Source organism: Novosphingobium umbonatum (genome assembly GCF_004005905.1).
Lineage (GTDB): Bacteria > Pseudomonadota > Alphaproteobacteria > Sphingomonadales > Sphingomonadaceae > Novosphingobium > Novosphingobium umbonatum.
Genome location: NZ_SACO01000018.1, coordinates 23,159 through 42,619, shown reverse-complemented (window position 1 = coordinate 42,619; position 19,461 = coordinate 23,159). Strand labels below are relative to the sequence as shown.

Genomic DNA, 19,461 nt, shown 5'->3' with positions numbered 1-19,461 from the left:
AATTATGGCCTACAATTAAGCGCAACAAGGCTTTTGTCGCACTGGTCCTTTTGCCAGTATTATCGACCGCAGCCTACGAAACGCTCATCGCATCCGACATCTATGTGTCGGAAAGCCGCTTCGTGATCAAAGCGCCGGGCCAACGCTCGGCGCAAGTGTCCAGTCTGGCCAATCTGGTGCAAACCACGGGCCTGTCGGCGGGGCAGGAGCAGGCGAATGAGGTGATGGACTATATCCGGTCCCGCACCGCGCTGGCCGATCTGGATAAAGGCGGCAGCGTCGAAACGCTATTTGCCCACCCCGACGCGGATTTCCTCAGCCGTTACCCCATGCCTTTCGTCAAGAAGACCCGTGAAAGCCTGTTCCGATATTATCTGGACATGATCACGGTCGGACTTGATCATGAAACTGGCCTCGTTGTGCTGCGCGTCAAAGGTTATGCGCCCAAGGACGCCGAAGGCCTCAATCAACGCCTGCTGGTGTTGAGCGAAAATCTGGTCAATGCGCTCAATGAACGGGCGCGGGACAAACAGGTCAGCGAGGCAGAAAAGCGCGTGGCGCTGGCCCAGCAACGCGTTGTAAAGGCACGCGCGGCCATGGCCGGTTTCCGCAATGACCGCGCCTTGCTGGACCCCGCCAAACAGGCCACCGGTGTTTTGGAAGTGGCCAACAAACTGGTGGGTGAAAAGGCTGCCTTGCAGGCCCAATTGACCCAGATGGAAACCCAAACGCCGCGTAATCCCGCCATTCCGGCCTTGCGTGCAAAAGTTGCCGCGATGGCACAGGCCGAAGCGGGGCAGACCGCGCGCGCCGTTGGCACAACAAATGGCATCGCCAGCAAACTGCCCAATTACGAAGCGCTGTATCAGGAACAGGAATTTGCCGCGCAAAACCTGAATGCAGCCAGCGCCGCACTGGAAACTGCGCGCAGCGATGCCACCCGCCAGCAATATTATCTGGAACGTGTCGTCGAGCCTGCCGTGCCGGACGAGGCGACCCTGCCGCATCGTCTGAAAACCATCTTGACCGTGTTGGGGGCCAGCCTGTGCCTCTATTTCGTGGGATGGATGTTCCTGGTCGGCATTCTCGAACACGCGCCGGAAGATTGAACATGGCTTCGTTCCAGCAAGGCGCGCGCATCCAGTTGCGCGTCATTCAGGCGTTGATCATTCGCGAATTGACGACGCGTTTCGGGCGGGAAAATATCGGCTTTCTATGGGTGATGGCCGAACCTTTGCTCTTTGCCGTTTTGGTCGGCCTCCTGTGGCGGTTCCAGAAGGGGGAGATGGATCACGGGGTCAACATCATCGCCTTTGTGGCGACCGGATATATTCCCTTTGTGATGTTCCGGTCTGCCATCAATCGGGCGCAGGGGGCGTTTACGGCCAATTCCAGCCTGCTTTATCACCGTCAGGTGAAAATTCTCGACATCTTGCTGGTACGCTTTCTGGTCGAGATGATCGGTCACCTGATGGCCTGGATCTTCATTGCCGTTGTTCTGGGGGCAGCCGGGCAGTTTCCCATGCCTTATGATTTGGGCTATGTGTTGCTGGGGTGGCTATATTATTCGATCTTCACATTCTCCGTTATCTCCATTGTCGCCCCGCTGTCTGAAATGTCGGAGGTGTTGGAAAAAATTCTGCCAGTCACCGTTTATATGATGATCCCGTTCTCTGGCGCTTTCGTTATGAACTCGTGGCTAACTCCGGCATTTCGCGATGTCGTGATGTGGTCGCCTGCCGTGCATGGCATGGAAATGATGCGCTATGGGGTTTTTGGCGATGCGGTCTATCCGCAATACAGCGCCAGCTATCCTTGGTTTTTCTTTGCGCCTGCAATGGTGTTAGGTCTCTATCTCTGCCGCCGTCTGCGCAAACATATGGTGGTCGAATGATCCGCTGCACCAATCTTCGCAAGAGTTATCCGCTTGGTCACGGCCGCAAGCAGGTTTTGCAAGGTCTGAATGTCACCATATCGCCCGGTGAAAAACTGGGCGTTCTGGGACGAAATGGCGCAGGTAAGAGCACTTTCATCAAGCTGGTGGGCGGTGTGGAAATGCCCGACAGCGGGCGTATTGAGCGCAAGATGACCGTGTCATGGCCTCTGGGCTTTGGCGGTGGCTTTCAGGGTAGTCTGACTGGCTATGACAACGCGCGCTTCATCGCCCGCATTTATGGCCAAGAATATCGGGAAATCCGCGATTTTATCGAGGATTTTACCGAGCTTGGACGGCAGTTGAAAATGCCGGTGAAGACCTATTCCAATGGCATGAAAGCGCGGCTTGCTTTCGCCTTGTCACTGGCGATCGAGTTCGATTGCTACCTGATCGACGAGGTCATTCTGGTCGGCGACCAGAATTTCCAGCGCAAATGCCATGAGGAATTGTTCGAAAAACGTGGCGACCGGGCGCTGATCGTGGCGTCCCATAGTCCCCATACCATTCGAGAATATTGCAGTCGCGCCATGGTTCTGCACCAAGGCCAGGCGCATGTTCACGATGATCTGGAAGAAGGCCTAAGCATTTACGATCGATTATAGGGCGTTGGTGATTTTCTTGTGGGTGGCTTTGATCCTGCTCCACACTGTCCTCTTTCGGGCAGTGTTGCGCAAGGCAGGCCGCGCCACAGCCTCCCCCATATAACTATTCTGCAACGCTTCCCCCGTGGCGATGTCGCGCAATTGGCGCAGTTCCAGCTTGCCCAGCACCTCTTCGGAAAAGGCGGGGGTGTAATAGAGGCAGTCGTCGAAATAATAATGGGTCACCTGCGACCAGCGGGTGTGGCTGCGGTCCGATCGCGGCCCGCCGCCATGCAGCAGATTGGCCGCCCAGATCAGCGCCTGCCCCTTGCGGGCAAGGAAGGTTTCCTTGGCAATCCCGCTCTGATCCACCATCGCGCGCCAGACCGGCTCATAGGGCGTCTGGGCCGAGGGCAGGGCGCGGTTGGCCTCGGCGCGGCGGCCGACCATGGCGTTGGACAGGATCGGCCAGCGATGCGATCCGGGCAGATATTCCAGAATGCCGGAATCAGGATGCAGATCCTCCATTGCGACCCATACGCCACACATGAAACGCTCGGGCTGGCTGGAGAAATGGACGGAATCGCTGTGCAAATGCTGCTGCGTGCCGACAGGGAAGTTCAGGGTCTGAAAAGCATGGGCCTGCCGCCCCCATAGGCGGGTCAGCAGATCCAGCACCTGCGCATTGATGGCCAGCGCTTTGACATCCTCGTCAAATTTCCATGCATCCTGCACGCGGGCATCGGCCAATTCGGACACGACCTGCGGGTCGGCCTCTCCATGGGCGGGCAGGCCAAAGCGCGGGGCCAGTGTCGCTTTGATCCGCGCAATCCGCGCGTCCAACTGGTCATCGGGAAAGTCGATCACGGCATAGCCACGCTCATGCAATTGGCGGGCGATCTCGCGTTCCTGATCACTCCAACCTACGCGATCAACCAAAGTGGGGAACAGCGGAGATTCGACCAAAGGCACACCGGGCAAAAGCTGCGCTATCGGGTCCATCCGGTCTTGTCCTTTTCGCCTCAATAATAATCCAAGCCTCCATGCCGCGAATGGCATGAATGCGCCAGCACTCTTCTTGCGCAACTGGCTCGGAATTCAAGCTTATTCGCGCCGCTTTACAGGGCGATCTGATAGGCCTCGTTGCTACGCTCCAACGCGGGATGGTGCAGGGGGTCGGCAAATTGGCGCGTCTGCCAGCGGTCCTGCAGCAAGGCCAGTTCGCGCATATAGCGGCTGATCTGGTCCGCGTGGTAATCCTTGCGGCGCGATTTGCTTTCGTGATGCACCAGCACCGAGCGCGGCTCATAGAAATTCCGCCAACCCGCCGCCTGCAGCTTCAGGCACAGGTCTACGTCGTTAAAGGCCACCTGAAAGCCTTCCTCGTCCATGCCGCCAACCTGCCAGAACTTGTCCCTGGCCACCAACAGGCAGGCGGCGGTGACGGCGGAGACATAATGCGGCAAATGGGCCCGCGCGTGATAACCGGGCTCATTGTCGCGCTGGAACCGATGGGCATGGCCGGCCGCTTGGCCCAAGCCGATGGTCACGCCCGCATGCTGGATCGATCCATCATCATACAGCAGCTTGGCTCCCACCGCGCCGATCCCGGGCCGCACCGCCTGCCGCATCAGGGCGGACAGCCATTTTTCGTCTATCACTTCAATATCATTGTTCAGCAGGCACAGATATTCGCCCTTCGCCTCGCGTGCACCAATGTTGATCAATTGGGCAAAGTTGAAAGGCGCATCATGGCGGATCACCCGCACCAAAGGATTGGCGCTGACGCGGTTCAAATAGGACAGGGCGGCGGGATCGCTGCTGCCATTGTCCATGATGATCACTTCGACATTGCGATAACGGGTGGCGGTCAAAACGCCAGTCACGCTGGTGCGCAGCAATTCCACATGGTCGCGTGTGGGAATGATCACGCTGACCAATGGGCGCGGATCGGGCAGAGGCCATTCCACCGCTACCGATCCATAGGGGCCAGCCTGTACCTGTGCCGGTTGGCCTGACAGATGATGCGCCACAGCGGCCACACGGGCCTCGCGCTGCTCGTCATCATCGGGAGCCTCGGCGTCAATATGCGCGATGACATGCGGCACATGGGCCACGGCCCTATCGGGTGCCTGGCTGGTTGCGCCCAGCAGCAGGGCATAAAGGCCCGCGCCATTGAGTGCAGGATGGCTTTGCACACAGGTCAGCGCCAGATCTCGCCGCACAAGGCAGGCGTTGGACAGGTAATCCTGCGCCAGAAACAATTCGCTATTCCATTGCGGCTTGAACCAAGGGTCCAGCCTCTTGCCGCGCCGCGTGATCCGGTCCTCGTCGCCATAGAAAACCGATGCGTCCGGCTGCGCTATTACCGCCTTGGCCAGATGGTACAGGGCATCGGGGGCCAGAATTGCGTCTTCGGCCAAGGGTAGCACATAATCGCCCGTTGCGGTTTGCAGGCCAAGGCGCAGGGCTTTGACCGGATTGTTGGTGCGCTGCGCCACGGGTGCCAACCGACCGATGCTGGGGGTGCGTGCGGCTACCGCTTCGCGCGATTGCACCAGCACCAGTTCGAATTCGGCAAAGACCTGCGTTTCCAGCGCGGCCAGTCGCCGCTCAAAATGGGCGCTGCTTTCGCCGGAATGGTTATAGAGAACGACCGATAGACGTGGTTTTTGATCCCAGCCCGCTATTTCATCTGCGGCCTCGGCCAGAATTTCACCACGCTTTTCGTGCCACAGAATCCAGTCCTGATAGGCCGATGCCCCCTGTGCCAAGGAACTGCGTAGGCGATTGCGCGCGCGGACCTTCTTGCCCATGGCGTGCCAATAAAGAGCCTCTGCCGCCAATTTGGGGCGGCGAGCAGCGGTGCGCAGAAGAGCGTGATAGAACTTCATTGGACAAACCGCCCCAGCAAATTGAACCAAAGCTCTTGTTGCATCGCCAGAGGGTTTTCACAAGACAGGTTTTGCAGGTTAAGTTGCGCTAATTGGCTGATTTCCGTTGGGTTTGCGATCAGCTTTTCGATCAAAATGCCCCATTCTGCCGGATTTTCGGGGGCCAGCACAGCAGCTTTGCCCAACCGCCGCGCCGGGGCCCAGCTCTGCGGATAGACGCCCAGGGCTCCGACCACGGCGTGTTCGGTTAACTTGTTGCTGGAACGCGCTCTTTCAAACGGGGATGGCAGGAGAGGGTAAAGCGCCAGATGGAAACGTTGCCGCACCAGCCAGCGCTGATATTCCGGCCAAGTCATCGGTTCGATCCGGCGCGCGCGGGGGTGTTGCTCCAGCCTGTCGGTCACACGGCGGCGGGCCAGATAGGTGAGCTGGACCTGCTTGTGTCGGTCCAAAATGCCTTCCAGCGCGGGGGCGATGGCCTCTAACGCGCCGCGATGGCTTCCGCTGCCCAGCATGGCGATCTTGAGACCGGCTCCTTGTTCCAGATCGGCAAAGTGATCCAGATTGGCCAGAGGCAGGCGCCACGCCGGTTCAATCCGTTGCAGGCGATTCGCCAAACGGGGCGATCGGGCCAGACTTTCCGCCAGACTGTCGGATGCCGCCAGCACGACATCGGCGCGCGCCAACAAATCGCGGTGAAAACGGCGGTCAAATTCGGCCAGTTTTGCGCGATAGGTTTCTGGCAAATGCTCGCAAACGGTGCCGGCGGCTATATCGTCATCAATCACATAGGCCAGCCTGCCATGCCAGGCCAAAGCTTCACGCATCACCAAAGGCTTGTCCTGTCGCACCAGCACGAACCATTCGCCCGCCACAAAGGCATTGGCGCCCACGCGCCGGATCGGACCACGCCGCCACCAGCGGCTGATCCACGGGTCCATGGCATTGCGGAAATAGAGATCGGTGGTGGGAAGGCGAGCCATGGCGCGGCCCTTTAGGGCGCAACAGCCGCCATGGCCAGCCATTGCTTGCGCTGTTCTGCAGCATAGGCGATTGCCTGCGTAGCGCTCCACGCTGCGCCGCTATCGGGATCGGCGTAGCGGGTGCAGACGGTGAAGGCGGCATGGACCAGATCTTCCAGCCTTGCCGGACTGCGCCGATGCGGAGCGGGCAGCACATCCTGCGTCAGGCCCCATCCGGCGTAAAACGGCATGCCATAGCAGGCCACAGGCCGCTGATGCAGCAAAGCCTCGAAGCCGATCAGCGAGGTGACGCAATAGACCGCCGCCGCCTCGCGGATCAGCCGCACCGGATGGCAACCATCGCCCACCACCATCACGCGCGGATGGGCCAGCCATTCGGGTTTCAGCCAGCTCTGCTTGCGATGGGTGATCACATCGGGATGGACCTTTACCACCACCCGATGGTCGGGCCAGTCATCCAGCGCGGCCTGCAACATGGCGCGGAAGCTGTCCGCATCGGCCAGCCCGCTGGCCACGGACAGATCACCAAAGCTCTGGTCGGCCACCAGCACATAATGGGCGGGCAGATCGCCCCGATAATCCGGCGCATGGTTATATTTGGAAAGGCCCGATTCCCGCCATAGCACCGCCAGTTCGCGCGCCGCCGCAGCCTCGCCCTTCGTCGCGCCCGCGGCGATGGCCAGTTCCATCCGGCAGGGCGCCTTGGCGTCATAATAGCAGCCAATATCGTCCACCATCAGCGAGAGCGAAGGCGCATCGCGCGCCACGGAGCGCAAAAAGCCATCTTCCAGCAACACATAGGACCGCCGCAGCATTCGTGCTAGCGCCACTGCGCGCCGCCCCGAAGGCTTGCGCCCCCAACCGATCACCGCATGGGGATGTTCGGCCAGAAATGTGTCGAGATGCGGAATACGGGCAAGGGCGCGATTGGTGGCAATGGTCATGCGCTACTGTCCTTTCTGGACCCCCAATAGAACCGGCATCCGGTTTCGCAAAGTGGTGATGAACTTGCCACTTCTACTGCATCCGTAATGCACCTGATATTATCAACGGCATGGCGACGTAGCATTGCCTAAAGGCAAATGGCGGTGTTAGTGGCCGGAAAGGATACGGGGCGTGGTTCGGCGTCCGAAACAAGGTTGGCATAATGGCTCATTGGATGATGAAGGCTCCTACTGGCTTGATGGCGAATGGCCCGCGTCGGGTCATGGCGCAGGGGAAGGTGGGGCTGGCTTTGCTCGGTGTGGCCTTGCTCTCGGGCTGTGCCAGCCTGCCGATCAGCGGCCCCACGGGCCGTCAGGTTTTCCGCGCCACCGAGGAAGGTGGCGAGCCGCAGTTCAAGATCATTTCTGTCGCCAATGTGGCGCAATTGCCTGCCGCTCCTGCATCGGCGCCGCAATTTGCCGATGATACGCTGCCTTCGCCGACCGATCTGGTGGGGCAGGGTGATGTGCTGGATGTGCAGATTTATGAAGCGGGTGTGACCTTGTTCGCAGGCAGTCGCGTCAGCGCCGCCGGTGCGGCATCCAGCACCGGTTCGGCGCAGGCCGAGCGCCTGCCCGCGTTGCGTGTGGACGATAAGGGCGAGATTTTCGTGCCTTTCGTGGGGCGTTTGCGTGCCGCAGGCCATACTACTGGTGAACTGGCGGATATGATCCGGCGCGGCTTGCGCGGTCTTTCGCAAGATCCGCAAGTGGTGGTCAACCTGTCGCAATCGCTGACCAACAGCGTGATTCTGGGCGGCGAATTGGCGCGTCCTGGCCGTCTGGTGCTCAGCACCAACCGCGAGACATTGAGCGAGGTGATCGCTCTGGCCGGTGGCTATCGCGGCGAGGCCAAGGATATTGCGGTGCAGATCACACGCGCTGGCTTGCGTCAGGAATTCCGTCTGGCCGAAGTGATGAGCGGCCCGCAATCAACCATGCGCGTGCATCCTGCCGACCGGATTGATCTGATCAAGCGTCCACAGACTTTCGCGGTGCTGGGCGCAGCGGGGCGGGTGGAGCAATTGAACTTCACGGCGCCGGCCAATTCGCTGGCCGAGGCATTGGCGCAGGCCGGTGGACCCAATCCCAATCTGGGCGATGCCAAGGCGGTCTTCGTATTCCGCTTTGAAAAGGACGGGCAAGGGGTTGAGAAGCCGACCGTCTATCACATCAACATGATGAATCCGGGCAGCGTGTTTCTGGCCCAGCGCTTCATGATGCGGGACAAGGATGTGCTCTATGTCGGCAATGCCGCCGCCAATCAGCCGTCCAAGCTGATCCAGTTGGTGAGCCAGATGTTCAGCCCGATCGTCGCCGTGCAGGGCGCCTTGGTCAACACGGGCACGATCTAACCCTATCCGGCCAGCAGGCGCTCCACGGCATTGCTGATCAAAATGGCGATGGCGGATTGGCTGGCCAGTCCGCCGCGCACCAGACAGCGGTGGTGGAGCAGGCGGCAGAAGGCATCATAGGTGGCGCTGTCCGGCGGGGTGGGGGCGCCCCAGAATCGGCCCAGAGGTTGTTGGTCGGTGATGCCTTCCATCGCATAGATTGCCGTGCCCAGCGCCTTGACCGGCACACCGCTGGCCAGTCCGAATGTGGCCGAGGTGGAATTGACCAGCACCATGCCGCGCGATTGCTGCGCCAGCGTGGCCAGATCCCCGCCCGCCAGATGCACCAGCCTGTCGCCCAGTCCCAGCGACCTGGCGCGGTCGCGCACATAGGATCGCCAGTTGAACAGCGAGAAATCCAGCGGGTGTTCCTTGATCACCAGCCTCATCCCCTGCGGCGCATGGGCGGCAAAACTGGCCAGCACGTAATCGGAGGCCTGTCGCATCGAGGAGAAGGGGGAATGGACGCGGATTTGATAATCGGAGGATAGTTGCAGGGGAAAGAGAAAGAAGTCTTGCCCCTCCAGCGCCCTCAGCGTTTCCTTTGTCTGAATTTGTCGGCGGTTGCGGGTTGCTTGTTTGACCACCCAGCCGATGCCTTCCAGCGCAATCGAACCGGGGCGGTGGGAGCGGTAAAAAGGATAGCGCAGCAGAGCCGCGCCCAGCACCATATGCGAGAAATAGCCCCAGGTGTCGCGGGTGCGTCGCCCCAGTGAAGCGCCGATCGGGGGCAGATCGGGCGGCATGGGCAGGCCCTGCGCCGCAGCCAGCATGCTCGACCGGTCCCGTGGCAGGCGCGAATGGCCGTTCACCCCGTCCCGCTCCAGCGTTAGCCAGTTGGGCCGGATATAGCCTTCTTCGAACACATGGACCCGTATATCGGCCAAACGCGCCATTTGGTGGGCCACCATATGCAATGGGCGGCAATCGCCAAACAGCACCAGATCGGTGATGGCATGATCGCGCATGTAACGGTCAATGAACAAAGGCCAGCGCGAAGCGGGCGCGCGATAACAGGTGGCTGACCGTCCACCGATGGTGTCGGGCCAGTCATGCTGGTCGCCACCATTGAGGTTGATACGGCTAACGCCATGCCCCGCTGCGTCCAGTGCGGTGGCCAGAGCGTGGAAAAACGGCCCGGGCGGTCCTTGCAGGAACAGAAAGTGGCGTTTTTGCAGGGCGTGAGGGCGAATTTTATGGGGAGCCAACACTGCCAACCTGTTTTGCCGTGAATCTACCTGTGCCTTGTGGCGCGGCATGCTGTATCAAGACAAGCCCCTAATCGGTGAAATCCGATGTAATTTGGGGGTTACATTGGGCAGTTAGCCGATTTTGGACTTTTTGCGACTTTTGTGCCGGATTGGTCCAGTGACTTGCGGCATGTTCGTGCTGTGATAAGGGCGCGGCCTGTGGCAAAATGGCAAGGTCGGATGATAGGGGCAGGTGATAGGGCCGGTTGCAGGCATGCGGCGGGCAAGGCATCTGCCGCTCTGGCAAGTGGAAGTTAAATTGGATCAGTCATGATGTTGGTGTCGTAATTTGGTGATTGAGAAATTTCATTTTGGGCCACGGAGTGCAAATCGCAATCGCATTTGCGAAATTGGCAAGCATGGTTTTTGTTAGTATTTGAAATAAATGGAAAATTTGTTAGAATGCTCATAACGTCAGCCCGAATCAAAGAGTAGATGATCCCTATGCTCACGATAACGCCCGTGATCTTGTGTGGTGGCAGTGGAACGCGACTCTGGCCGCGCAGTCGTGCGGTCAAGCCCAAGCCGTTCCTGCCGCTGGTGGGTCAGAACACTTTGTTCGAGGAAAGCCTGCGCCGCGTTTCGGATCGCTCGCTGTTCACTGCGCCGCTGATCGTTACCGGTGCCAAGCATTTGGCGCATGTGGAGGAGCAGCTCTCTTTTGCCCCCGATGCGCAGATCATTGTCGAACCGGCAGCCCGTAACACCGCTGCGGCCATCGCGCTGGCGGCGCAGCGTCTGGCGCCCGAACAGGTCATGCTGGTATGCCCTTCGGACCATTTTATCGGCAAGCCCAACGCCTTTGTCGCGGCGGTGAAATCGGCGGCCAAGCTGGCGCAGGAAGGCTGGCTGGTGGCCTTGGGCATCGAGCCGACCGCGCCTGAAACCGGCTTTGGCTACATCCGCCGTGGCGAGGATATCGACGGGTCAGGCTTCCGCATCGCCAATTTCGTGGAAAAGCCCAATCTGGAACGTGCGATGCAGTTCCTGTCGGAGGGCAATTACAGCTGGAACGGCGGTATCTTCACCTTTCGCGCCGGTGATTTTCTGGCCGAATTGGCCAAATTCCGCCCCGGCATCGCGCAGGCGGTGGCCGCTTCGGTCGCCGAGGGCAAGGATGAGGGGCAGCGTTTCCACCCCGATGCCGAAGCCTTCATGGCCACGGAAAGCGATTCGATTGACTATGCCGTGATGGAAAAGACCGAGCGCGCCGCCATGGTGCCGGTGGATATGGCATGGTCGGATATCGGTAGCTGGGATGCGCTGTATGAAGCGCGGCCCAAGGATAACCATGGCAATTCCGTGCATGGTCCGGCCGAGCTGGTCGATTGCCGTGAAGTGATGGTGGACAGCGATGGGCCGCGCGTCTCGGTGATCGGGCTGGAAGGCGTGATCGTGGTGGTGGATGGCAAGGATGTGCTGGTCACCAGTTCCGCCGGTGTGCAGAAGGTGGGCAAGCTCAAGGGTGCCTCTAACCAGTGAGTGAGATTTTCGCCCATCCTCTGGCCGATCCCTGTCTGTTACCGGTGCGGCATGTGGCCAAGCCCTGGGGCTGTGCGCGACTGCCCGAGCCCTTCACGGCCCCTGTGGGCGAGACGATCGGCGAGATCTGGTTTGAGCCTCCCGCAGAGCAGCCCGATCTGTTGGTGAAATATATTTTCACCTCGGAAAAATTGTCGGTGCAGGTTCATCCCAACGACGAACAAACCATCGCGCAGGGTATCGGGCGTCAGGGCAAGGAAGAATGCTGGCTGGTGGTCGCGGCAGAGGAGGGGGCCAAGCTGGGTATCGGATTCGCCCAGCCGATGGATGCCGACGCCATGCGCGCCGCCGCGCTGGATGGCAGCATCGAACAGGCTTTGGTCTGGCACGATGTGCGCGTGGGCGATTTCTTTTACATTCCTGCCAACACAGTGCATGCGATTGGCGCTGGCGTCAGCGTGATCGAGGTACAGCAGAACAGCGATATCACCTATCGCCTCTATGACTATGGCCGTCCGCGTGCCCTGCATCTGGACGAGGCGGTGGCTGTAGCCTTGGGCGATGCCTATGATCTGGCCCGCTGGCATCGCCATGTGCCCGAAGAAGGCACGGTGGAACTGGTGAAAGGCCCCTATTTCCGCCTGCATCGCGTGACAGGTGCGCCCGATGCCGCGCTGGCCGATGTTTATGGCGATAGGCCTTTGTTGGTCGTCCCCATGGATGAGGGCATCTGTTGCGACAAGCAGCTTTTGCCACTTGGTTCCTGTATAAATGCGGCCGGTTTGGACCGGATTTCAGCGGTTTCCGGCGCACATTACCTTTTGATCCAGAACATTTCTGGCTAAACCCCTATCCTGTTGGTGCCGATAAGGCTATGCTTGGCGCGTTGGAAGATGTAATTCCGGCGTGGAGTGGCGCGGGGGTGATAGGGATTTTCCCTAGTATTACTGCGCCGAAGAAGCGGTCTGTTGTGCATTTTGATGATTCTCGCGTGGTCGGCTCTCATGCCTTCTTTGTGCATTTACCTCGGTTGAGGGTGAAGTCGTCGAAATGGAGTGGCGCGCTTTGGGGGGAAATGTTGGGTGATGACCGAAACGAGCTCTGTGTTTACGCTGGGGGCCGGTTTTGACGCTTATTCTGCGCTGGAACGTGGGCGCGAAGTAATCAGACAGGAGCGCGACGGACTGGATCTTTTGGCCCGTTCGCTGGATGAGGCCTTTGCCGAGGCTTGCTCGCTGATCATCCATTGCCGCCGCCGCGTGGTGGTGTGCGGCATGGGCAAATCGGGCCATGTCGGGCGTAAAATGTCGGCCACCCTGTCGGCTACCGGCTCGCCCTCGGTTTTCCTGCATCCGGCCGAGGCTGCCCATGGCGATCTGGGCATGATGGTGCAGGGCGACGTTCTGGTGCTGATTTCCAATTCGGGCAATACGCGCGAATTGCGCCCCGTGATCGCCCATGCGCAGGCGATGGGCCTCAAAATGATCGGTATCGTGTCCGATCCCGAATCCATGGTGGGCGAGGCGGTCAATGTGCTGCTCACCCTGCCGCCCGTGGCCGAGGCTTGCGAGGGCAGCATGGCGCCCACCACCTCCACCACGCTGCAACTGGCCTTGGGCGATGCATTGGCGCTATCGGTGATGCAGGCGCGCGGCGTAACGCAAAGCCGCATCCGTGCGCTGCACCCGGGCGGTTCGATCGGCCTGCGGCTGACTCCTGTGGCCGAGGTGATGCAGGGCCCTTCTGCTTTGCCACTGGTGGAACGACACACACCCATGGCCGAGGTCGTCTCGGTGATCACCAATGGCCGTTTCGGTCTGGCCGGTGTGGTGGATGAAGTGGGTGACCTTTGCGGTGTGATCACCGATGGCGATTTGCGTCGTCATTTTGCCATGCTGGCCCATGCCACGGCGGCTCAGGTGATGACGCGTAGCCCGCGCTCGATCCCTTCGGACATGCTGGCGGGAGATGTGCTGCAATTCCTCAATGACGAGAAAATCACGGCGGCCTTTGTGGTGAAGTGCGGCGATCCGGCGCGGTCGAAACGTCCCGTTGGCATCGTGCATATTCACGACCTGCTGCAATTGGGCCTGAGCTGAAGCCAAGATGACCAGTTTCGCGATTGTCATTCCGGCCCGTTTCGCCTCCACGCGCTATCCGGGCAAGCCTTTGGCCATGCTGCGCGGCGCCAGCGGGCAGGCGCGCAGCCTGATCGAGCGGAGCTGGCGCGCGGCATGTGAGGTAAAAGGCGCGGCGGGTGTTTTCGTCGCCACAGATGATGACGGCATTGCCGATGCGGTGCGGGCCTTTGGCGGGCAAGTGGTGATGACGCCCAGCACTTGCCGCAATGGCACCGAACGCTGCGCCGCCACTTTATCGCAATTGCCAGAAGTGGATGTGGTGGTGAACCTGCAAGGCGATGCGCCGCTGACCCCTGCATGGATCATCCCCGATCTGGTGGCCGCATTGGCGGCTGCGCCCCATGCCGCCATGGCCACCGCCGCCCTGCGAACCAGCGCCACCACCTATGCCCATTTGGCGCGTGACGCCGCCGAGGGGCGGGTGGGGGGCACCACCGTGGTCACCGCGCAGGATGGCCGCGCGCTCTATTTCTCCAAGCGCCTGCTGCCCTATCTGCCCGATGCGCTGGAGGCCAAGCATGAACGGATGCGCCTGCATCTGGGGCTTTATGCCTATCGCCCCGATGCCCTGCGCTGGTATGCCGCGCAGCAGCCTTCGTCGCTGGAGGATCTGGAAGGGCTGGAGCAATTGCGCTTTCTGGAAGGGGCTGCCCCTATTCAAGTGGTCACCCATGATCCGGTGGGCTGGGATTGCATCGAACTCAACAATCCGCAGGATGTGCCCGCGATCGAGGCAATTTTGGCGGCACGGGGTCTCGACTGAGCACGGGTAAACGCGCATAGTCGGTTTATGACTGCAAAATCACACGAAAACCCGTCCATATTGCGCCTGAATGACCAGATTTCCTTCGGGAATGACCAGCCTCTGGTGCTGATCGGCGGCATGAATGTGATCGAGGGGCGCGACATTTTGCTGCGCGTGGCCGAACATTTTGTCCGCGTGACGCAGGCTCTGGGCGTGCCCTATGTGTTCAAGGCCAGTTTCGACAAGGCCAACCGTTCCTCGCTCAGCTCTTTCCGTGGCCCGGGGCTGGAGGAAGGCATGCGCCTGTTGCAGGAAGTGCGCGAGACTTTCGACGTTCCGGTGCTGACCGATGTGCATGAACCGCATCAGGCCGAGGCGGTGGCGCAAGTGGCCGATATTCTGCAAGTGCCCGCTTTCCTTGCGCGTCAGACCGATCTGGTCCGCGCCATCGCGCAAACCGGCGCCATGGTGCATGTGAAAAAGCCGCAATTCATTGCGCCGCAGGAAATGCGCCACATCATCGCCAAATGCGCGGAGGCGGGCAATGATCGCGTGCTGCTGGGCGAGCGCGGCAGCTGCTTTGGCTATAACAATCTGATTGTCGACATGCTGGGCATGGACCTGATGAAGGACATGGGGCCGGTGGTGTTTGACGTGACCCATGCCTTGCAGCGCCCCGGCGGTCGCGCCGATAGTGCCGACGGGCGCGGATCGCAGGCCTTGGTGCTGGCGCGTTCGGGCGTGGCGGTGGGCATTGCGGGCCTGTTTCTGGAGGCGCATCCCGATCCCTCGCAGGCGCTGTGCGATGGCCCTTGCGCTCTGCCCTTGGCCGATCTGGAAGGCTTTCTGCGCGGCGTGCTGGCGGTGGACCGCGCCGTTAAATCATGAGCGAGCAGCCCCTTCATTTCCTGCGCATCCCGCCCTTCCCGCGCCATCGGGCGGGGGCTTTGGTTGTGTCGGGGGAGGGGCTGCCTTTTGATGCCGATGCCTTGGCCGCCGAAATGGTGGCGCAGCGCGTGGGCGGGGCCTTTTGGGCGCCGGAGACCGACCCTTGGACGCGGGGTCTGCGCGATGATCCCGAGGCAGCCATGGTCCGCGCCCTGCGTATGGGCGGTGAGGCGGCAAGGGCGGTGGTTGAAAAGCTGACCAAGGGCGTGCATCCGCGCTGCCCCTTTACCGGCGAGGTCTTGGGCTGGCTGGAGGCGGTGCGCTTGATGGGCGCATGGCGGCGGCTGATCGAGTGCAACCGCGCCTATACCGCCGTTTTCGGCATCGCGGGCTGGAAACGGGAAACGCTGGACGCCTTGCTCTGGGCGGGTAGCGGGCCGGTGCCCTATCGCCAATGCCCCAAGGCCTTTGGCTGCGGCGATGGTTTGCGCAGCGGCGATCTGGCGCTGGCATGGGTGGCGCGCGCACCTGCCTCGCTGAGCAAGGCTCTGGCCGATGTCGGGGTAAAGCTGGGCGAGGTGGAGGATGGCTTCATCCGTTCCTCCGGCCTTGGCGCCGATTGCGTGCCGCCTTTATCCGCCATGATTGATCCGATGGGCAGCCATGTCGATCCATCCCGCCCCAGCCTGCTGGAAAATGTGCTGGGCACGCATGAATTTCCGCCCGAATTGCTGACGCGGGCGGCTGCCTTGCGGGCGATGCTGGTGGAACATGGCGTGGGCAAATATGGGGTGGCACAGGCGGGCGCCCCCGTGCTGCCGCCGCGCTCCAGGCGCCGCCTGCTGGTGATCGGGCAGGTGGAGGATGACCGCGCCGTGCTGCTGGGCGGGGCGGGCAACACCAACCTGTCCCTGCTGCAACGCGCTCGCGCCATGGAGCCAGACGCCGAGCTGATCTACAAGCCGCATCCCGATGTGGAGGCGGGCCATCGTAAGGGAGCGATCCCCGATGCGCAGGCGCTGGCTTTGGCCGATGCTATCGAACGCCACGCCCCGCTGTCGCGCCTGCTGGGCGAGGTGGACGGGCTGCATGTGATTTCCTCACAGGCCGGTTTCGAGGCTTTGCTGCAAGGCGTGCCGGTGGTGACCCATGGCGTGCCCTTCTATGCCGGATGGGGGCTGACACAGGATCTGGCGCCTACCCCTGAAAGGCGCGGGCGACAACTTGGCCTTGATGCTCTGGTGGCCGCCAGCCTGATCCTGTGCCCGCGCTATCTCGATCCGGTGACGCGGCTGCCCTGTCCGGTAGAAGTGCTGGTGCGGCGCATGGTGGAGGGGCAGGCCGATATGGTGACGCCGCTGGTGCGCCTGCGCAGGCTGCAAGGGCGGGTCGCAAGAATCATCACAAAAATGCGTATGTAAGCTTGCCTAATCCGCTCTAAAAGCGATAGATTCTTTGGACATTTCCTTGATTGAATCTAGCAATTCCCAATTAAACGCGGCATACGCTTTGATTTGAGCGGGGTAGTGATTTTCCAATCTAACTGCCAACCAAATTGGATGCGGTTCAGCTTACTTAGTTGGCGGTTTTCCACATAATTCACCTGGGGTTATGTGGAGGATTTATGAATAAAATCAACAGATTTCTGCGATTTTTTTTAGTAACAATCACCTCTTTTGTGTTACTAGAGAGTTCTGCGCGTTGCTCTGATGTTTATGGCCCTCCAAATCCGGAAAGCTATTCTAAGATAGAATTTAAAAGGGAGTTTTCTAAAGAAGGTGATCAGGATGAGCAGGGGAAATTGTTCGTGAAGTTGGAGGCTGCTTACCAAATATTGAATGCATTGGATGCTGCTCAAACAATATCTTGTGTGCATAAGCCAAACTGCCAAGAGGGAAATCCCATATTTGGACGGCGACCTTCTGTTGAAAAGATCGTGCTGATGAAAGCGGGGTTTGGAGCCTTGCATTATGTGGTTGCGAAAAATCTTTTCAAAGAAGATGCTCGCACTGCAGTGAGTTTTCAGGTTGCAACTTTGCTAGTTCAGGGGGTCGTTTGTGGCCTGAATATGAGGCATGCTTTTTAAGCATCAGCGCGCTGCACTTGCCCGCCAGCCACCTGCCAACAGGCGGCCTTGCCTTGTAACGCTTCAAAGGGCGCCATTTCGGTGCCGGTCATCCATACTTGCGCGCGGCCACCTTCCAGCCTTTCAAACAGGGCGGCGCGGCGGATCGGGTCGAGATGGGCGGCCACTTCGTCCAGCAATAACAGGCGCGGGCGGGGCTGGCTCTCCTGCGCCTGCCCCAATTCGGCATGGGCCAAAGTGATGGCAATCAACATCGCCTTTTGCTCGCCGGTGGAACATTCCGCCGCAGGCTGGTTCTTGGTGGCCATGATGACCGAAAGATCATCGCGCTGCGGTCCGGTCAGCGTGCGCTGCGCCGCGCGATCACGGCGGCGATTGTCGCGCAGGGCTTGGGCCAAAGCCTCCCGTTCGATTGGCCCGCCCGCCTGATAGGCCAGCATGGGCCGCGCAAAGGGCGTGTCGGGCAGGGCCTCCAACTGGCCATTGAGCGCCTCGATCAGCCGCGCCCGCCCTTGCGCCAGCGCCGAGCCGCAATCGGCCAGACCCGCCTCTATAGCATCAAGCCAGCGTGCATCGGGCTCTTGCGGGGCGGAGAGCAGGCGGTTGCGTTCACGGATGGCCGCTTCGGTGCGGGCGGCATGGGCGGCATGGGCAGGGTCCAGTGCCAGCGCCAACCGGTCCACAAATCGCCGCCGTCCGCCTGGCGATTCCATGAAAAGTCGGTCCATCGCCGGCGTCAGCCAGAACAGGCCCAGCCATTCCGATAGGCTTAGCGCGGTGCTATCCGCACCATTGACCCGCACGAGCCGCCTTCCAGGTTTGTCGGGCGCGGTGCCTGTGCCCAGCCTTAACGCTGCCCCATCGGCGATCAGATCGGCCGAGACGGCAAAGGCCCCATCGCCATCCTGCCCGGCCATGTCGGGCAGGGCCGCACGGCGCAGCCCGCGACCGGGGGCGAATAGGGAAATCGCCTCCAGCACATTGGTCTTGCCCGCGCCATTTTCGCCCACCAGCAGGTTGAACGCGCCCGTGCCCACCAGCGCGGTGGCGCGGTGGTTGCGGAACCAGCCAAGGTGGATGCGGTCTAGCGCCATAAGCCTGCACCTAAAGCAACTGCCTTGCGGAGGCTAGGGGGCTGGCGGGGAATGAGGCGAGCTTGGCGGGAAATACCAAGCTTTGGGGTTTTTTGCTGTGAAGTTTTGCGGGCTGGTGCCGGATTTCGGGGGTTTGGGCAATTGGCACGGTCTATGCTGAACAATTGGCATCGGCATTGCCCCAAAGGGCAATATCAACAGGGAGTAGACTTTATGCGTGATTTTAACCAGAGCCCCAAAGCGCGTTTCGTTCTGGATCGTGGCAACAAAAAACTGCTGGGCGTCTGTGCGGGGCTTGCTGCTTATAGTGGTTTTGATACCACTTTGGTTCGTATCGCCTTTGTTCTGGGCGCTTTGCTCGGCTTCGGCTCGGCCCTGATCGTCTATCTCGTGCTGGCACTGGTTGCCGACTAGGTGACGGGAACAATTGCTCATTTCCTGCGTTTACGTCCAGCAAAATGACCGGAAATGCTGGGTTTCGGGCCTTTGTGATGGAATGCAGCGAGAATGTCCCGAGGCGTGATCGTTTTCATTATAAAGACCGAACTGGATGTTTCGGGGCCTGGCTTTCGGCTTGGCTTAGAAAATATCGAATGATTATCAATATTAAGGAATATAGGCGCAGAAATTATCCCAAAAGGGGCCCAGACTGGAATTTTTCACCATCCTGTTTTAAACAAGGATTCTGAAAATAAGATAGGTGGTCGCACGTATTTGGGGTGATGGTTATGAGGCAAGTCATTGAAAGCCTTGAGGAGATTCTTGCTCGTCTGGATGAATCGGAGCACGCGGTGGCAGCGGCGATGATCGCGGGGGCCATAGATGCTCTGAAAGATTCTGGTGATAAAAATTCTTCCGTAACCGAAAGCTTGATGCCTTAGACGTTAGTAGGTCCTTGTCAAACTTTGGATTTCTTGCCAAAAATGTCCTTAATCAATGATAAGACATTCAGCCCATGTTCTAACCGGATCGTCACGGTGCAAACGGGATACTGAAGGCAGGAA

At 60.1% G+C, this 19,461-nt stretch carries 18 protein-coding genes; 12 read left to right on the top strand and 6 right to left on the bottom strand.

The annotated features are described in order from the left end of the window. The first annotated feature begins 122 nt into the window (after nucleotides 1-122). The 3 genes from EOE18_RS16765 to EOE18_RS16755 are packed head-to-tail and all read left to right on the top strand — an operon-like array spanning nucleotide 123 to nucleotide 2,538. On the top strand, nucleotides 123-1,109 hold the full coding sequence (locus EOE18_RS16765; RefSeq protein ID WP_246027517.1) for a KpsE/RkpR family capsule polysaccharide export protein: 987 nt from the start codon (nucleotides 123-125) through the stop codon (nucleotides 1,107-1,109). A 2-nt stretch (nucleotides 1,110-1,111) separates the two neighbouring features. Then, nucleotides 1,112-1,894, top strand: a complete 783-nt coding sequence (locus EOE18_RS16760) for an ABC transporter permease (RefSeq protein ID WP_127711654.1) — start codon at nucleotides 1,112-1,114, stop codon at nucleotides 1,892-1,894. Beyond that, the gene (locus tag EOE18_RS16755; RefSeq protein WP_127711652.1) at nucleotides 1,891-2,538 is read left to right on the top strand and encodes an ABC transporter ATP-binding protein; all 648 of its coding nucleotides are present in this window, start codon (nucleotides 1,891-1,893) and stop codon (nucleotides 2,536-2,538) included. The genes EOE18_RS16760 and EOE18_RS16755 overlap by 4 nt, the downstream gene beginning before the upstream one ends. Here the strand turns inward: EOE18_RS16755 and EOE18_RS16750 are convergent. The 4 genes from EOE18_RS16750 to EOE18_RS16735 form a co-directional block, all read right to left on the bottom strand. After that, nucleotides 2,533-3,519 (bottom strand): phytanoyl-CoA dioxygenase family protein, encoded by a 987-nt coding sequence (locus EOE18_RS16750; RefSeq protein WP_127711650.1) that lies wholly within the window; start codon nucleotides 3,517-3,519, stop codon nucleotides 2,533-2,535. The genes EOE18_RS16755 and EOE18_RS16750 overlap by 6 nt on opposite strands. A 116-nt stretch (nucleotides 3,520-3,635) precedes the next feature. Then, nucleotides 3,636-5,411 (bottom strand): glycosyltransferase family 2 protein, encoded by a 1,776-nt coding sequence (locus EOE18_RS16745; protein ID WP_127711649.1) that lies wholly within the window; start codon nucleotides 5,409-5,411, stop codon nucleotides 3,636-3,638. Beyond that, entirely contained in the window at nucleotides 5,408-6,394 is a 987-nt protein-coding gene (locus tag EOE18_RS16740) for a glycosyltransferase family protein (protein ID WP_127711647.1), read from the bottom strand. The genes EOE18_RS16745 and EOE18_RS16740 overlap by 4 nt, the downstream gene beginning before the upstream one ends. Before the next feature lie 11 nt (nucleotides 6,395-6,405). After that, nucleotides 6,406-7,338 (bottom strand): capsular polysaccharide export protein, LipB/KpsS family, encoded by a 933-nt coding sequence (locus tag EOE18_RS16735; RefSeq protein ID WP_127711645.1) that lies wholly within the window; start codon nucleotides 7,336-7,338, stop codon nucleotides 6,406-6,408. Nucleotides 7,339-7,553: 215 nt separating this feature from the next. On the opposite strand from EOE18_RS16735, the gene EOE18_RS16730 reads away from it, so the two are divergent. After that, a complete protein-coding gene (locus EOE18_RS16730) occupies nucleotides 7,554-8,732 on the top strand; it encodes a polysaccharide biosynthesis/export family protein (RefSeq protein WP_246027516.1) in 1,179 nt (392 codons plus the stop codon). 2 nt (nucleotides 8,733-8,734) lie between these two features. Here the strand turns inward: EOE18_RS16730 and EOE18_RS16725 are convergent, their stop codons facing one another. Further along, nucleotides 8,735-9,982, bottom strand: a complete 1,248-nt coding sequence (locus tag EOE18_RS16725; protein ID WP_246027515.1) for a capsule biosynthesis protein — start codon at nucleotides 9,980-9,982, stop codon at nucleotides 8,735-8,737. Between the two features lie 483 nt (nucleotides 9,983-10,465). Between EOE18_RS16725 and EOE18_RS16720 the strand changes: the two genes are divergently transcribed. From EOE18_RS16720 to EOE18_RS16690, 7 genes are all read left to right on the top strand, one after another. After that, nucleotides 10,466-11,503 (top strand): mannose-1-phosphate guanylyltransferase, encoded by a 1,038-nt coding sequence (locus EOE18_RS16720; RefSeq protein WP_127711674.1) that lies wholly within the window; start codon nucleotides 10,466-10,468, stop codon nucleotides 11,501-11,503. After that, the gene (locus EOE18_RS16715) at nucleotides 11,500-12,348 is read left to right on the top strand and encodes a class I mannose-6-phosphate isomerase (protein WP_127711641.1); all 849 of its coding nucleotides are present in this window, start codon (nucleotides 11,500-11,502) and stop codon (nucleotides 12,346-12,348) included. The genes EOE18_RS16720 and EOE18_RS16715 overlap by 4 nt, the downstream gene beginning before the upstream one ends. Before the next feature lie 240 nt (nucleotides 12,349-12,588). After that, the gene (locus tag EOE18_RS16710; RefSeq protein WP_127711639.1) at nucleotides 12,589-13,602 is read left to right on the top strand and encodes a KpsF/GutQ family sugar-phosphate isomerase; all 1,014 of its coding nucleotides are present in this window, start codon (nucleotides 12,589-12,591) and stop codon (nucleotides 13,600-13,602) included. 7 nt (nucleotides 13,603-13,609) lie between these two features. Next, nucleotides 13,610-14,407, top strand: a complete 798-nt coding sequence (locus EOE18_RS16705; RefSeq protein ID WP_127711637.1) for a 3-deoxy-manno-octulosonate cytidylyltransferase — start codon at nucleotides 13,610-13,612, stop codon at nucleotides 14,405-14,407. Nucleotides 14,408-14,434: 27 nt separating this feature from the next. Next, entirely contained in the window at nucleotides 14,435-15,277 is an 843-nt protein-coding gene (gene kdsA, locus EOE18_RS16700) for a 3-deoxy-8-phosphooctulonate synthase (protein ID WP_127711635.1), read from the top strand. Then, nucleotides 15,274-16,698, top strand: coding sequence for a capsular polysaccharide export protein, LipB/KpsS family (locus tag EOE18_RS16695; RefSeq protein ID WP_127711633.1), 1,425 nt, complete (start codon nucleotides 15,274-15,276; stop codon nucleotides 16,696-16,698). The genes kdsA and EOE18_RS16695 overlap by 4 nt, the downstream gene beginning before the upstream one ends. Nucleotides 16,699-16,901: 203 nt before the next feature. Then, nucleotides 16,902-17,363: a hypothetical protein gene (locus EOE18_RS16690; protein ID WP_127711631.1), complete on the top strand. Its 462-nt coding sequence runs from the start codon at nucleotides 16,902-16,904 to the stop codon at nucleotides 17,361-17,363. Here the strand turns inward: EOE18_RS16690 and recF are convergent. Next, nucleotides 17,360-18,457, bottom strand: coding sequence for a DNA replication/repair protein RecF (gene recF, locus EOE18_RS16685; protein WP_127711629.1), 1,098 nt, complete (start codon nucleotides 18,455-18,457; stop codon nucleotides 17,360-17,362). The genes EOE18_RS16690 and recF overlap by 4 nt on opposite strands. A gap of 213 nt (nucleotides 18,458-18,670) precedes the next feature. Here recF and EOE18_RS16680 point away from each other — a divergent pair, with 213 nt between their 5' ends. After that, nucleotides 18,671-18,871: a PspC domain-containing protein gene (locus EOE18_RS16680; protein WP_127711627.1), complete on the top strand. Its 201-nt coding sequence runs from the start codon at nucleotides 18,671-18,673 to the stop codon at nucleotides 18,869-18,871. Nucleotides 18,872-19,461: the final 590 nt, after the last annotated feature.

Excerpts from the sequence above, each read along its gene's own strand:
- EOE18_RS16760 (WP_127711654.1), top strand. The coding sequence starts at position 1,112 with ATGGCTTCGTTCCAGCAAGGCGCGCGCATCCAGTTGCGCGTCATTCAG.
- EOE18_RS16755 (WP_127711652.1), top strand. The coding sequence starts at position 1,891 with ATGATCCGCTGCACCAATCTTCGCAAGAGTTATCCGCTTGGTCACGGC.
- EOE18_RS16750 (WP_127711650.1), bottom strand. The coding sequence starts at position 3,519 with ATGGACCCGATAGCGCAGCTTTTGCCCGGTGTGCCTTTGGTCGAATCT.
- EOE18_RS16745 (WP_127711649.1), bottom strand. The coding sequence starts at position 5,411 with ATGAAGTTCTATCACGCTCTTCTGCGCACCGCTGCTCGCCGCCCCAAA.
- EOE18_RS16740 (WP_127711647.1), bottom strand. The coding sequence starts at position 6,394 with ATGGCTCGCCTTCCCACCACCGATCTCTATTTCCGCAATGCCATGGAC.
- EOE18_RS16735 (WP_127711645.1), bottom strand. The coding sequence starts at position 7,338 with ATGACCATTGCCACCAATCGCGCCCTTGCCCGTATTCCGCATCTCGAC.
- EOE18_RS16730 (WP_246027516.1), top strand. The coding sequence starts at position 7,554 with ATGATGAAGGCTCCTACTGGCTTGATGGCGAATGGCCCGCGTCGGGTC.
- EOE18_RS16720 (WP_127711674.1), top strand. The coding sequence starts at position 10,466 with ATGCTCACGATAACGCCCGTGATCTTGTGTGGTGGCAGTGGAACGCGA.
- EOE18_RS16710 (WP_127711639.1), top strand. The coding sequence starts at position 12,589 with ATGACCGAAACGAGCTCTGTGTTTACGCTGGGGGCCGGTTTTGACGCT.
- EOE18_RS16705 (WP_127711637.1), top strand. The coding sequence starts at position 13,610 with ATGACCAGTTTCGCGATTGTCATTCCGGCCCGTTTCGCCTCCACGCGC.
- kdsA (WP_127711635.1), top strand. The coding sequence starts at position 14,435 with ATGACTGCAAAATCACACGAAAACCCGTCCATATTGCGCCTGAATGAC.
- EOE18_RS16695 (WP_127711633.1), top strand. The coding sequence starts at position 15,274 with ATGAGCGAGCAGCCCCTTCATTTCCTGCGCATCCCGCCCTTCCCGCGC.
- EOE18_RS16690 (WP_127711631.1), top strand. The coding sequence starts at position 16,902 with ATGAATAAAATCAACAGATTTCTGCGATTTTTTTTAGTAACAATCACC.
- recF (WP_127711629.1), bottom strand. The coding sequence starts at position 18,457 with ATGGCGCTAGACCGCATCCACCTTGGCTGGTTCCGCAACCACCGCGCC.
- EOE18_RS16680 (WP_127711627.1), top strand. The coding sequence starts at position 18,671 with ATGCGTGATTTTAACCAGAGCCCCAAAGCGCGTTTCGTTCTGGATCGT.